This is a genomic window from Paenibacillus sp. 598K (genome assembly GCF_003851045.1).
Lineage (GTDB): Bacteria > Bacillota > Bacilli > Paenibacillales > Paenibacillaceae > Paenibacillus_D.
On record NZ_BFBX01000166.1, the window covers coordinates 1,101 to 15,038 of the forward strand.

General features: G+C 44.7%; 13 protein-coding genes and 2 pseudogenes. 13 read left to right on the top strand and 2 right to left on the bottom strand.

Annotation, left to right across the window (positions count from 1 at the left end; all coding sequences use genetic code 11):
* The 8 genes and pseudogenes from PA598K_RS38480 to PA598K_RS32960 all read left to right on the top strand — a co-directional run.
* Positions 1–319 (top strand): annotated as a pseudogene (locus tag PA598K_RS38480) (cobalamin biosynthesis protein CbiX); the annotation flags it as partial.
* The gene (locus PA598K_RS32925; RefSeq protein ID WP_128660982.1) at positions 316–1,230 is read left to right on the top strand and encodes a diacylglycerol kinase; all 915 of its coding nucleotides are present in this window, start codon (positions 316–318) and stop codon (positions 1,228–1,230) included. The pseudogene PA598K_RS38480 and the gene PA598K_RS32925, both read left to right, overlap by 4 nt.
* A gap of 27 nt (positions 1,231–1,257) precedes the next feature.
* The gene (gene rlmD / locus PA598K_RS32930; protein WP_128660983.1) at positions 1,258–2,754 is read left to right on the top strand and encodes a 23S rRNA (uracil(1939)-C(5))-methyltransferase RlmD; all 1,497 of its coding nucleotides are present in this window, start codon (positions 1,258–1,260) and stop codon (positions 2,752–2,754) included.
* A 448-nt stretch (positions 2,755–3,202) separates the two neighbouring features.
* Positions 3,203–4,153: a hypothetical protein gene (locus PA598K_RS32935; RefSeq protein ID WP_128660984.1), complete on the top strand. Its 951-nt coding sequence runs from the start codon at positions 3,203–3,205 to the stop codon at positions 4,151–4,153.
* A gap of 29 nt (positions 4,154–4,182) precedes the next feature.
* Complete coding sequence (locus tag PA598K_RS32940; protein ID WP_307719908.1) at positions 4,183–4,977, top strand: ABC-three component system protein; 795 nt, start codon at positions 4,183–4,185, stop codon at positions 4,975–4,977.
* On the top strand, positions 4,961–5,191 hold the full coding sequence (locus tag PA598K_RS38930) for an ABC-three component system middle component 7 (RefSeq protein ID WP_128660986.1): 231 nt from the start codon (positions 4,961–4,963) through the stop codon (positions 5,189–5,191). The genes PA598K_RS32940 and PA598K_RS38930 overlap by 17 nt, the downstream gene beginning before the upstream one ends.
* Complete coding sequence (locus tag PA598K_RS32950; RefSeq protein ID WP_128660987.1) at positions 5,181–6,794, top strand: DUF2326 domain-containing protein; 1,614 nt, start codon at positions 5,181–5,183, stop codon at positions 6,792–6,794. Before PA598K_RS38930 ends, PA598K_RS32950 begins: the two co-directional genes overlap by 11 nt.
* A 719-nt stretch (positions 6,795–7,513) precedes the next feature.
* Positions 7,514–7,975: a GNAT family N-acetyltransferase gene (locus PA598K_RS32960; RefSeq protein WP_128660988.1), complete on the top strand. Its 462-nt coding sequence runs from the start codon at positions 7,514–7,516 to the stop codon at positions 7,973–7,975.
* A gap of 774 nt (positions 7,976–8,749) precedes the next feature.
* On the opposite strand, the gene PA598K_RS32965 is transcribed toward PA598K_RS32960, so the two are convergent.
* Positions 8,750–9,109 carry a helix-turn-helix domain-containing protein gene (locus PA598K_RS32965; protein WP_260405734.1) on the bottom strand — a complete coding sequence of 120 codons (360 nt, stop codon included), beginning with the start codon at positions 9,107–9,109 and terminating at the stop codon, positions 8,750–8,752.
* Positions 9,110–9,276: 167 nt separating this feature from the next.
* Between PA598K_RS32965 and PA598K_RS39150 the strand changes: the two are divergent.
* Positions 9,277–9,396, top strand: a pseudogene (locus PA598K_RS39150) (stalk domain-containing protein); the annotation flags it as partial.
* A 200-nt stretch (positions 9,397–9,596) separates the two neighbouring features.
* On the opposite strand, the gene PA598K_RS32975 reads toward PA598K_RS39150, so the two are convergent.
* A complete protein-coding gene (locus tag PA598K_RS32975) occupies positions 9,597–9,845 on the bottom strand; it encodes a helix-turn-helix domain-containing protein (RefSeq protein ID WP_128660990.1) in 249 nt (82 codons plus the stop codon).
* A gap of 164 nt (positions 9,846–10,009) precedes the next feature.
* Between PA598K_RS32975 and PA598K_RS36755 the strand changes: the two genes are divergently transcribed.
* The 4 genes from PA598K_RS36755 to PA598K_RS32995 all read left to right on the top strand — a co-directional run bounded on the left by PA598K_RS36755 (position 10,010) and on the right by PA598K_RS32995 (position 13,722).
* Complete coding sequence (locus tag PA598K_RS36755; protein WP_185602375.1) at positions 10,010–10,537, top strand: hypothetical protein; 528 nt, start codon at positions 10,010–10,012, stop codon at positions 10,535–10,537.
* 171 nt (positions 10,538–10,708) lie between these two features.
* Entirely contained in the window at positions 10,709–11,254 is a 546-nt protein-coding gene (locus PA598K_RS32985; protein WP_128660991.1) for an Rpn family recombination-promoting nuclease/putative transposase, read from the top strand.
* Between the two features lie 228 nt (positions 11,255–11,482).
* Positions 11,483–11,818 carry a MazG-like family protein gene (locus tag PA598K_RS32990; protein ID WP_128660992.1) on the top strand — a complete coding sequence of 112 codons (336 nt, stop codon included), beginning with the start codon at positions 11,483–11,485 and terminating at the stop codon, positions 11,816–11,818.
* A gap of 11 nt (positions 11,819–11,829) precedes the next feature.
* Positions 11,830–13,722, top strand: a complete 1,893-nt coding sequence (locus PA598K_RS32995; RefSeq protein ID WP_128660993.1) for a DUF2075 domain-containing protein — start codon at positions 11,830–11,832, stop codon at positions 13,720–13,722.
* The last annotated feature ends 216 nt before the right edge of the window (positions 13,723–13,938 follow it).

Consider the following 13,938-nt stretch of genomic DNA (forward strand, 5'->3'; position numbering starts at 1 on the left):
GCGCATCCGCGAGCTCGGTGGCTTCCAGCGCGCGGAGACGGCGATGCTGCTGCCGGATCAGGCGAGCTGCGTGCTCGGCGCGATCCAGCGGCGGGAGCCGGAGACGGCGGTGCTGGTGGCGCCGCTATTCCTGAGCCAGGGCTACTTCACCCGGACGGTGATCCCCAAGCGGCTCGCCGGACGACAGTATCGGTACAACGGCAAGACGATCCTGCCGCATCCGTTCGCCGCGCGGTGGATGGAGCGCCAGGTCGCTGCCTGGCTGGACGGGTTCACCAATCGACAAGGATCTGATCGGCTGGAGGGAGAGCAGGCATGACCATCAAACGCGCCAGACTAATCTATAATCCGACCTCGGGCCGCGAGGAGATGAAGCGCCGGCTGCCGGACATCCTGCAGCGGCTGGAGCTGGGCGGCATCGAGACGAGCTGCCACGCGACGACCGGCGAGGGCGATGCGACGCTGGCGGCTGCCGACGCGGTCTCGCGCGGCTTTGACATCATCATCGCCTCCGGCGGAGACGGCACGCTCTACGAGGTGATCAACGGCATGGCCGAGCGCGAGCAGCGGCCGCCGCTGGGCATCCTGCCGCTCGGCACGACCAACGACTTTGCCCGTGCGCTGGGAGTCCCCAAGCAATGGGAGCAGGCGTGCGACCTGATCATCCGCCAGTACACGCGGCCGATCGACGTCGGCAAGGTCAACGCCAAGTACTTCATCAACATCGCGGGCGGCGGCTCTCTGACGGAGCTGACCTACGAGGTGCCGAGCAAGCTGAAGACGATGATCGGCAATCTGGCCTACTATATGAAGGGGCTGGAGAAGATGACGCGGCTGCGGCCGACGATGATGCATATCGAGGGCAACGGCTTCGAGGAGATCCATGAGGAGATCCTGCTGTTCCTCGTCTGCAACAGCAACTCGGTCGGCGGCTTCGAGAAGCTCGCTCCGGTAGCGAGTCTGGAGGATGGGCTGTTCGACGTTGTCGTGCTGAAGAAGTGCAACCTCGCCGAGTTCATCCGCATCGCCACGCTCGCGCAGCGCGGCGAGCATCTGAACGACCCGCATGTCGTGCATTTCCAGACCAATCAGCTGCGGGTGACGACGCCCGACTACGTCCAGCTCAACCTCGACGGCGAATACGGCGGCACGCTGCCATGCTCTGTGTCGGTGCTGCCGTCGCATCTGCGGATCTTCGTCGATGAGTTGGGCAACAGCTCGTATAAGTAACGGCAACTATCAGGAACGGAGAAGGTTATGAGCATACCTGTGATTAAAAATGAAATCGTCACGGTCGAGATCGTCGGCCTGACGCATGAAGGCGAAGGGGTAGGCCGGGTAGACGGCTTTACCCTTTTTGTGCGGGGAGCGCTGTCGGGCGAGCGTGTGCAGGCCAAGGTGCTGAAGGTGAAGAAGCAATACGGCTACGCCAAGCTGCTGGAGCTGCTCGAGGCGAGCCCGGATCGCGTGTCCGCGCCCTGCGACATCTATAACCAATGCGGCGGCTGCCAGCTCCAGCACATGAGCTACGAGGCCCAGCTGCGCTGGAAGCGGCAGCATGTCGTGGACAACCTGCAGCGGATCGGCAAGCTGCAGGTGGCGGGAGCGGACGGGCAAGGCGTGAATGCAGGAGCGGGGAGAGCTGAGCAGAGCGGCATCCGCGTCCATGACACGCTCGGGATGACCGATCCGTGGCGCTACCGCAACAAGGCTCAAGTGCCGGTCGGGATGTCCGACGCGGGCTTCGGAGGCAGCGCAGTACCGTCGCGTGCCAAGGGTGCGCGTCAGGCTGAGCGGTCTGCCGCAGCCGATGGCGAGCTGATCGCTGGCTTCTACGCGCAGGGCAGTCACCGCATCATCGATATGGATCGCTGCCTCATCCAGGATGAGCGCAACGATGCTGTCGTGCGACTCGTCAAGCAGATCGGCCGACGGCTCGGCATCACCGCCTATGACGAACAGAGCGGTCGCGGGCTGCTGCGTCATGTCGTCGTGCGGACAGGCTATGTGAGCGGCGAGATGATGGTCGTCCTCGTCACCAACGGCTCGCGCATCCCGCAGGTCGAGCAGTGGATCGAGGGCATCCGAGCCGAGCTGCCTGCGGTGACTAGCATCGTGCAGAACGTGAACAAGAAGAACACCAACGTCATCTTCGGCGACGAGACCCGCGTGCTGTGGGGCCAGGAGGTCATCTACGACGAGCTGGACGGCATCCGCTTCGCCATCTCGGCCCGATCGTTCTACCAAGTCAACCCGCAGCAGACCGTAGCCCTCTACCGCAAGGCGGTGGAGTATGCGGGCCTGACGGGGACGGAGAATGTCATCGACGCGTACTGCGGCATCGGCACCATCTCGCTGTTCCTAGCTCGCCAGGCCGGTCAGGTGTACGGGGTGGAGATCGTGCCCGAGGCGATCGAGGACGCCAAGCGCAATGCGGCGCTTAATGGCATCGACAATGCCACGTTCGAGGCGGGGCCAGCCGAGGTGGTTATCCCGCGGTGGCGGCAGGAGGGGAACAAGCCGGATGTGATTGTGGTCGATCCGCCACGCAAGGGATGTGACAACGAGCTGCTGGAGACGATCCTCGCGATGCAGCCGGAGCGGGTGGTGTATGTTTCGTGTAACCCGTCGACTTTGGCGAGGGATCTGAGGGTGCTGGAGGATGGCGGGTATCGGACGGTGGAAGTGCAGCCGGTGGATATGTTTCCGCATACGACTCATGTGGAGTGCTGTGTGTTGTTGGTTAGGGATTAGTGAATGGAGCCACATTTACCTGTTCGAATAGCTACTTTGCCCGAAGCTTCTGTAGTTCCCGCTATATTTATTGTAGTCCAAGTAATTAATTGAATGTAGAGAATTAACTGAACTTTGGTTTAACTGTGAAAGAAATAGTTTTGATAATTATTAAGAGTTGATGTTCGTCCGAACAATATCAAATTTCCAGTTTATCAAGTGAATGTTGTTGGGGTACAAGATTAGGTTCACATAGTGATATTCAATGAATAAGGTCTATAAGACTAATGAAAATGAGGCTCCTGTCACTTGCAGGAGTCTTTCTTTTTGTCGAAGATGGGAAAATTTTCTGGAGTTTGAACCCTAAATGGTCTATGATTATTGTAATAGTACGTCGTTAAATCGTGATTCTAGTGGCGAACCGAGTCGCAAATAAATGAGTACTTAAACTAGAATGTGGAGGGCTAGTATGAGTTCAAAAATGAAAATGAGTTGGGCGCTACACCCTACTGCTGGAAGAGTATCAGTCGATGATATTCAACTAGATGAAACATTAAATGATTCACTTAAATGTGAGTTTTGTCATGTTGATTTAAGCTTTGTTGGAACGTATATAAAGCAGGACAAATATGTTGCACCTATTTTGCGATTGAAAAAAGGTAAGAAGAACCATTTAGAATATGACGATGAAGAATGCCCTTATAATAAATCCAATAGTCAAACTCAGACACTTCGTAAAAGCAAAGTGGCAGGTGTTGTCCTTGATAAAGAAACGGTTATTAGGGTTAACATCCCTGTTGAATTAAAGAAATCTTTAATGGATTTATTATCTCAAGACTTAATTCCTAAAAAGGAAAAATTGGAGAATCCTAAGACTAAAAAATCCCCAGGGAACTATTCAAATAGTGAGGGTGAACTATCAGATTACATAAACTCAGCAAGAGCTTTTGCGAAGATAGCTAAGTATTTTGAACAGAATAAAGTTCAAAATTATCTTGAATTTAAGTCTTTTGGAATCACCGCAAAATGGATGGATATATATTTTGAAGAGTGGGATAAAGTCTATGGGAAATTTCAATCAAAATCACCCAAAGAGCTGATTTGCTTACGAGGAATCTATGCTTCAACAGGCCAACCATATGTAGATAATAATGGGTATGAGTGGGTGCATATTAAATTAATGAAGAAATCCATAACTTCACAAACCGCTTCTCAGACATTTACGCAGATAAAACTATTTAAACCGATGTTCATCAACTTTTTGAAACATTTAGATGAAGCAAAGAAAAAGGCTGAGTCCTTAGAAATAACCTTCTTTGGAAGAATTGAAAGATACGAAATGGATGGCAATAAAAACATAAAAGGGGTTGCGGATCTGAGAAGGCAGATTCATTTTGAGAAAAGAATTATTAAGCATTAATTCAAAGTCATGGAGGGTCTATATTGGAAATGCCAGAATTAAATGATCCTTATCTCATAGCAAGAGTGTCTATCACAGAAAATACAGACAATGCACATTTGCTAGAGGTAGATGGGGTATGTCCGTTATGTGGTAATTACTTGCTCATACCAAAAGGCAAACGTATGAATAAAAAATATCAAATTGCACATATATACCCGAATAGTCCAATTCCCAATGAATTAAAAGAACTTCAGGGGCTTGAAAGACTAGGGACTAACTGCGAAGAGTTTGAAAATAAAATAGCCTTATGTAAGGATTGCCATGGATATTATGATGACCATAAGACTAAAGAAGAGTATTTGAAACTAATTAAAATCAAGAAACGTTTGATGGCTGCTTCTAAAGCAAAAATATCCACCTCGCATCAAGACATAGAAGATGAAATTGTATTAGTTATCAATTCATTGATGAGTATTGATCCTGTATCGCTGCAAAAAATGGAGTTAGAGTATAAGGCATTAAAAATTTCTAGCAAAATTGAGATGACATATTCCATTTTAAAAGCTAAAATAGAAACATACGTTTGTATTTATTTCAACCTAATTAAAGAAACATTTCAGAGCTTGGATCAAGAGAATAAAATAAACTTTGATTTAGTTGCTTCAGAAGTTAGAGCAAGCTTCCTGAAATGTGATGAAGAAATTATTAGTAAAAGTGAGATATTTGAAGCACTCGTTAAATGGCTGAAATCTAAATCAAATGGTTCATCAAGTGAGGCCTGTGAAGCAGTAATATCTTATTTTGTTCAGAGTTGTGAGGTGTTCCGTGAAATTTCCCAATAAACTATATACTTATAATGATAGTGTTATTAGCAAGCTTCCTGTTATTTTGAAGCAAATTGAGAATAATAAAGACCTTTCTCTCTCCGATTTATATTATAGTGTCAACAGTAAATTTCAAAATATTACTGAATTTCTAGATGCACTTGATTGTCTGTATACATTGGGAAAAATAGAATACAGTTTTGATTCGAGGAGAGTTAACAATGTTATTTGAAATTATTTGTGATCAGTTTAAACAGAAGAGAGTTGAATTCCTTCCTACATTAAATACCGTACTAGGGGATGATTTTGGGAGTAATTCCATTGGTAAGTCTACGTTTCTTATGATTATAGATTTTGTGTTTGGTGGTAAAGATTACATTCTAAAGTCAGCAGAGATTCAAAGACATGTGGGCAAACATACTATAAAGTTTTGTTTCATATTTCAAGAAAAAAGATACTACTTTTTGAGAGACACCGAAGATTTAGAAATGGTAAGTGAGTGTGATGAATCATATAATGTTGTATCAAAAATCTCACTCTCTCAGTATTGTGAATTTTTAAAGCATAATTATAATATACACCTCCCCAATATTAGTTTCCGAGACATAGTTGGCAGATATTCACGAATTTATGGGAAAGAAAATCTAAATGAGAAGCGCCCTTTGGATGTTGTTTATAATGAAGCTGCTGGAGCGCCAATAAATGCAGTATTAAAGTTGTTTGGATTGTTCAGTGCGATTTCAGAATTAGAGGATTTATTAAAGCAAAGAGAAACAGAACTAAGTGCTTATAGAAACGCACAGAGGTATAATTTTGTATCCTCAATTGGCAAACGAAAATATAATGAGAACTTGAAAGAACTTACCCAATTAGTTGAGACAAAAGATCAAATTTCAAAAGATCTCGATAATAATTTATTAGATATTGATTCGGAAAAAGCAGAAGAAGTCATCAAATTAAAACAAAAGCTCTCCATTGCAAAGCGTAAGAGAAGCAAATATTATTCTCAATATGTAACTATTGAGAATAATATGAAAGAAAATTCACCAATAAGATCTGAACAGTTTGATGATTTGTTACGGTTCTTTCCGGATGCTAATATACGAAATATTACTGAAGTTGAGAAATTTCATTATGAGATAAGGGATGTTTTAAGGACAGAATTGAAGGCCAAAAAGGAAGAATTGAACAAATTAATTTCTGTATCACAGAATGAAATTGATACGATTGAAGAAAGTATTAAAAAAATTATTCAAATACCAAATTTATCAAAAGCCATACTTACAAAATATTCGGAGATACAAAAAATTAGCGAAAAATTAGAGAGTGAAAACAAAGCGTATTTAACCTCAATAAGTCTTAAAACATCAAGAGATGATACCAAAGCCCGCAGGGATCAAATGAGAAAAGATCAATTATATCTACTGCAAATAGAAATTAACACTAAGATGCAGGAGATCAATGATTATATATATTCGGGACAAAAGAAGCCGCCTGTCATTACATTTGATAAAAATCAATATAAATTTGAAACTATTGACGATACTGGGACTGGTACATCATATAAAAACATGGTGGTGTATGATCTAAGTGTACTTGAACTAACAGTATTGCCCATACTAATTCATGATTCTGTCGTCTTAAAACAAATTGCTGATGTAGCGATAGAAAGAATATTGAAGAAGTACCTTCAATCGGAAAAACAAATATTTATTTCATTTGATAAGAAAAAAGCATACACAGTAGAGAGTCAAAAAATATTGTTAGACACAAAGGTGCTAGAACTTTCTCCTAATGGCAATGAATTATTTGGTAAATCATGGAATGATAAATGATAACCTGAATCCGTGATGAACGTATTCATGACCTACCACGTCCGGAATTTACTGGATATCGGTTATTCAAATCGTAACGAGCTTCGCATCATTAGTCCTTACCTGATGATTCATCTATGAAGTGCGCATGGATAGGCATCCTTAATACGCCATTCCTTTTGCAGGAAGGCGGGTGCGAGAGAAGGCATGGAATGAGACATCCCTTTAGATCCTAACGGAACGATGGATCCGGGCGAAGGCTTGGTAAATACGATGCACCGTTTGAAACCATGACTGTACCGTCCAAAGTTGAACCTCGTTTGACGCGCGTGACGAGTGACTCTGGCGGCGATATAAACCATGTTTTGAATGACGGTACGGATTCGGCGATGCTTTACATCTCCTCGAATCGGCGCATCGTCTTCGCGCAAACTTTCCTGACCCATGATGCGAAGGAGGTTGATAGAAGTGTGAAAGTGATATTTTCTTTCAAGTTCAGACCCTACGACTTGTTTAGCGAGCAGCTCGAGACGACCATGGCAATGGTTCACTAGTCTTGCCAAAAGCAACTCTGCTGCATGAACAAATTCAAGCCATGTGCCTGTGGTATCAGTTGAGACAAATAAGAGGATTATCTTGTTGCCAAAAGAGGTGAATCTCGTTTATGTTGTCTCTGTTAAACTGTGTGGCTGTTTTTTTTGAAGTAAGTTCACAAAAACCATAAACAGGAGGATGACGGTTTGGCTATTGTACGATTAGCAACATTAGACGATTTAGATGAACTTGTTCAAATGCGTTGGGACTTTTCTACCGAGGATTATGGGGTTAGTTCGGTTAGTTTTGAGGAGTTCCATCTGATTTGTAGTGAGTTTTTGATTAAAGCAATTGAAAGCGAAAATTGGTATATTTGGGTCGCAGAAGTTCAAGAAAATATAGTTTCACATATGTATTTACAGCTGATACATAAAGTACCCAGACCAGGTAAAGCTTCAGACCCTTATTACGGATATGTTACCAATGTCTATACTTGTCCAGCATTTAGAAGCCAAGGCATAGGAACCGAGATTCACGTCGCTATGGAAAAATGGTCAAAAGAAAAGGAAGTTGAATTTCTTATCCTTTGGCCGAGTAGCACCAGTGTCCAGTTTTATGAAAAAAATGGATATGCTCAATGTGAAGAAGCGATGGAAAAACATTGGTGATTACATTGCCAAGGCACAACGGATACGATAGACTAATCCACTCTATCTTTCATTAAATGGTCTTTATTTCAAGTCAAAAGTACATAGTATCGTCAGCACTCATCCCATTTGGAGTGCACGGTGGGGATATGTCGAGTCGATACGTAGAAGTCCTTTGTTTTTAACTCTTTAATTGATTTATGAAATTTACGACAGAAGGGGGCAGTGACTTGAAGATATGTTGAAATCCTTAAAGTGAGATAGGCTGGAATGATTGAACACTTGCTGCAGAGAAGCGGAATGCAATGAAACGTGAGTGTGAGCATAGGGAGGTAGCAGAGCCGATATGGTTCTTGCTTCTCCCTTTTTGTTGAGATTCACGGGGTTTTCTTTGCAGATGGCATTCAGGAAGCAAGTGATCGATTCCTCGTCCATGCCATTCAGTACAAACTCATGTACTTTCTTTTGGGAACTGGCGTTATGCTCTCCACTCGCGAAGTGAAAATCAAAGGCAGACGGATACTCTATTACGTGTCCTTGGCCATCTTTCTAACACCATTGGTGCTGTTAAGGAGAATTGCCATTGTTCTACGTACATATATTCTGCTTGCACTAGCCAACGGTCTTGCATTACTGCTTACCTTGATTCTAGCTACCGTAAGTTGGCCATATCTTTATGCCACCAAAATGAAGCTGGAAGCTATTAATAGGCAAGGAGTAGGAACGGATTTGACCTCTGCGCAAATAGCGCAGAAGTCCACAAATAAAACTTCACGGCAGATTAGCAGCGTATCGCTACCCCTGAGGGCGAGCATGCTTCAGAACATCGGAGAGGATGTCCCTTGCCATCACTAACGTTTGCTCATCGTAAGAGGCAAGCAAAGACGCTATATCCTGAATGATACGCTCACTGGCAGTCAAGTTCTCGTAGCGGGGCGTATAGTGAAAGAATTGATGAATTCCTACCTCTAAAGCAGCAGCAATCTTGTCCAGGTTTTTTAAAGAAATATTCTTTTCTGCTCGTTCCACGCCACCGATATAGGAAAACGTAAAGCCGCACATCTCAGCTAGACGTTGTTGGGATAAGCCTTTAGATAATCGAATCTGGCGGATGGTCTTCCCCACTTGCACTAATACTTCTGGTATTTCAGCCATTGTGATCCCCCCTCACTATTGAGTGTAGAGGGAACATACTGATACTAACATGTAATTAATGTAGTCAAAAACAATATATCGATACATATAGTAGTCAATAGTATAATTGAGTAAGGGTTCATAGTTGCATGGTGAAACAAAGATACCGTAACTAAGAAGCAGTCACTAACAACCGGACAGTTGCATTGAAAAAACCAGCTCGCGTAATGAATGGTTCAACGATGGTACCGCTGCGCGTTGTAGCCGAGGCATTAGGAGCCAAAATTGATTGGAAGGAAGAGCGATAGTTGGCTTCCATTCGGAGTAGAGCGTATCTGAGAGCCAACAATCCGGTGCTTGCCAAGTTTGATGCTGTCTAGATGAAGAGAATCGCTAATCCATCGGGGAGGCTCAATTAACGCGCCCGAATGAGATTTTAGTGGGAAACTCTATTTGACTCATAGAAAATAATTCGCACCTTGGCTAAGTTGGGCGGATTATTTCTATTCTAGTCTCGCTCCCCCAATAACTCTCCCACAGAAATCTCCAATGCTCGCGCGATGACGAGCACTTCATAATCCTGCACTAGCCGATGCTGGCCCTCCAGACGGGACAGACTGGTGGGGCTGATATCCAGTCCCAGTGTTTGAAGCCGGGCGAGGAATTCTTTTTGCTTCATGCCCTTGGCTTTACGGATGGCGGTCACTCGGTTGCCAATGATGTTTTTGTCTCCAGGTGGTTCTTTGCGATGCTTCATTTCTGCACACCTCTCATTTCATCCAAATTGTACGAAATGTAGGGGTTGTTTTAATGCGATTCTCGCATTAAAATAAAATAAACCGATTCTCGCATTAAACGTCCGACATCATTCATTCTGGTCAAGATCATCGGCCGCTACACCCTAACCAAAGGAGTGGATTCATGCATCGGATACGAAGAATAGTGGAGTGGGAGAGAAGTAAGCTGAATGAGCTAGGGATGCATTCGCTCACACGGGGTGTGCCATTATCTGAAAATCCAGAGGTGCAGGCGCAGAGTTGCCAAGTGGACGCGTGGACGACGCTGTATGGCCGTTTGAAGCGATGTCATGCCTATCGGGACGTGATAGAGAAGGGGGAGAACATCATAAAGATTCCAGTATGGTTCCGGCAAGCGATCCAGCGGCGGCTGATGGACGTAGTTGCTCAAGCGGAGGTAGACCCCATGCTGAGTCAGCTGCGGGGAGAGGAAGAGGAGGCGTTCGAGACACTATATGCCACACTATCGGACATGGGGGCAGGCACGGATTATGCTGTCTGGGAGGAGAAGCACTACCGTTATGAGGCGGCTGTTCAGGAGCTGCTCTACCTTAAAGGCCTCCAAGACGGCATGGAATTGGCGAGTGGGATGCTTCGCCCTGCTGCTCAGACGGACGAAGACGATGAGTCTTCGCGGACCGAGACTGTCTAGGTGAGTCAGAAGGATGGGTATCGGGCCTATTTCCCCTCCGTCAGAATAGCTGTCGTACCCCGAAAGTCGGATCGCCAAGAAGAGCGGGGGATCGGAAACGACATGATATAAATGGAAAAAGGTAGCGATGGCTCAAGGGCTGACGATGAACAGTGAGGTATCCCCTGAGCGATGGAACACTCAAGAAAAGTTCGCGATCGTCATGGAGACGACCAGCTTAAGCTATATCGAGTTGGCGGCTATTCCTGTTTGCCCAATGACCGTTATCATAGCGTGTTTCATTTGCGGGAGGATCGTACAGGAATTCCGCTAGTAGATGACATTGAAATTCATATTATTGAGCTGACCAAGCTTAGCGAGCATTCGGCAGAGCTTGAAGAAGGCGGGCTGGCTAACTGGCTGCTGTCTTTAAAGGGAGTTGATAAATCCAATTGGGAGGTGCTGACGATGAAGGAGCCGATGCTGAAAAAAGCGATGGATACACTGGAGTTTCTGAGCCAGGATGCAGCGGCACGCATGGCTTATGATGCTAGAATGAAGGCACTAAGCGATGAAGTATCTCTGATTGAAAGTGCTCAAAAATTTGCTGAAGAAAAAGGTAGGGCGGAAACCAGCAAAGAAATTGCGATTCGACTTTTGGACAGAGGCGTGGACATGCAAACCATTTCAGAGGCAACGGACTTATCGGTTGCAGAAATTAAGGTATTGAGACAGTAATCGAAAGAACGCTTTTCACCCTATTATTTTTATTTTATGGTGCACATTGACGACAGCCACAGCTACGGGGCTGTCTTTCTTTTTGTCAAAAATCGTATTCGTTGCGCTGTGCGGCGAGTACCCAGATGTAGACCACGCCTATTTATCCTTATGAATTTTATAGTGATGTATTCGAAAGTGTCTTTTAAAAGGTTATAATGGGATCATAACCTAATGATGGGGGTACATATGGACGAATTGATCAAAACAATTATTCAATTCCGCGACGAAAGAAGCTGGAAGCAATTTCACGATCCGAAAGATTTAGCTCTTTCTATTTCGTTGGAGTCGAGCGAACTGTTGGAGCTCTTCCAATGGAAAAATAGCCAACAAGCCATAGATCAAAATTATTCAGATATGCGGGATGAAATTGCTGACATTCTCATCTATACGCTAACGCTTGCGCATGATTTGAATGTTGATGTAAAGGATGCAATCCTTCAGAAAATTAACAAAAACGCAGAGAAGTATCCGATAGCTAATTCCAAGGGGAGTTCGCAAAAGTACACGGCATTGAACGAATAGGGGAGAATGCCATGATTATATATGAATCAACTAAGCAGCAATTCATGAATGACGTGACCGAAGATAGCATTGCGGTAAAGATTCATCACCAATACGTGCAAAAAGTTGGCAGGGTTTCTATAAAAGAGATAGAAGCATGGAACAATTCTATGAATTACCTTTACAAAGTATTAAACACGCCAACTATTCCGGATGATGTGGGAATTGCGATCGAATATAAGGTTCCAGCTACGTCAAGAAGAGTCGATTTCATGATCACGGGATTGAACGAACAAGATCAATATTCCGTCGTCATTATCGAACTCAAGCAGTGGACAAGCGTTGAAGTGATCGAAGAAGCGGATGGTCTCGTTGAAACCTTCTTTAACCGAACAAAGACAAAAACACAACATCCTTCAAAGCAGGCATCAGTTTATGCGCAACTGATTGGCGATTATAACGAGGCCGTGCAGAATGAAGCGGTACAACTTTATCCGTGCGCTTATTTGCATAACTATATACGAAAAGATAACGATCCTCTAATGCATCCCGTCTATGATCGATATTTGAAGGAAGCACCTGTTTTTTCGAAGGGAGATGCTCTTAAGTTAAGAGGGTTTATTTCGACCTATATTAAGAAAACCGATAGAACCAAATCACTTTATCTTATTGAACATGGCAAAATTAAACCTTCGAAATCACTGCAGGATTCTCTTGTCAGCATGCTACAAGGGAATAAAGAATTCAACATGATAGACGATCAGGATGTTGCTTATCAAGAAGCATTAAGATTGGCTCAGCAAGCCCAGTCGGGTAAGAAACAAGTATTGATCGTCGAAGGTGGGCCGGGGACAGGAAAGTCGGTTCTGGGGATTAATCTTTTGGTAGAGCTTACGGCACGAGAACTAGTCTGCCAATATGTAACCAAGAATAGCGCACCCCGCGCGGTATATATGAAACAGCTGCAGCAAAACGTAAAAAAATCGGTCATTGATAACTTGTTTAAGGGATCGGGCGTCTACTATGAAGCGCTGCCCAATGAATTTGATTGCTTGATCGTTGACGAAGCGCATCGATTAAACGAAAAATCGGGTCTGTTCAAAAATAAAGGCATTAATCAAACGATGGAGATCATCCGTGCTGCTCGGTTTTCAGTATTTTTTATTGACGAATATCAGAAGATTGCGATGCACGATGTCGGTAGTAAAGAGCAGATCAGAGGGTATGCCGAACAGATGGATGCGGATATTATGGAGTTGACATTGGCTTCACAATTTCGATGCAATGGCTCCGACGGATACCTGGCGTGGCTAGAAGACGTATTGGAAATCCGTGAAACGGCGAACGCAGATGGATTCGATTTCGATTATGACATTCGACTCTATGATGACCCGAATGAATTGCGAGACGAGATCTTCAGCAAGAATCAGATGAATAATAAGGCAAGAATGCTGGCCGGATATTGCTGGGATTGGAAGAAGGATGGAAAGAACAATCCTGGTGTTCACGATATTCAATTGGATCAGTATCAATTTTTCATGAGCTGGAACCTTAGCAATACAACTACCTGGGCGATCGACCCTGAATCCGTAGAGCAAGTGGGCTGCATACATACCTCGCAGGGGCTTGAGTTCGATTATGTCGGTGTCATCATTGGCGACGATATGCGCTTTGAAAATAACCGTATCGTTACCGACCCGTTCAAACGTGCGAAAACGGACAAGTCTCTTTCAGGTTTCAAGAGCTTGTATAAAAAAGATAAGGACGAGGCGCTCCGAATGGCCGATCAAATTATACGGAATACCTACAGGACATTAATGACCAGGGGAACGAAGGGATGCTTCATTTACTGTGTAGACCCTCAACTGAAGGCGTATTTGCAAAGACGATTGGTTATCCAAAGCTCGGCTGCAATTTCATCATGATTGATGCGCTTTATAGGCTGGAATAAGCCATTGCGTTGAGGCGAGAAGAGTCTTCCCTGGAGGAGGACTCTTCTTTTGGCTGCTTTTCTAGAGGAATCCCGACACCGCTATCCTCTATCGTAATTTTGATATGCTGATGCTCCCAATTCCCCATGCAGCCCCAAAAAGGAAAGCCATACCTGTAAAAGGTATGATCCAACCTAAATTACGAAAGCC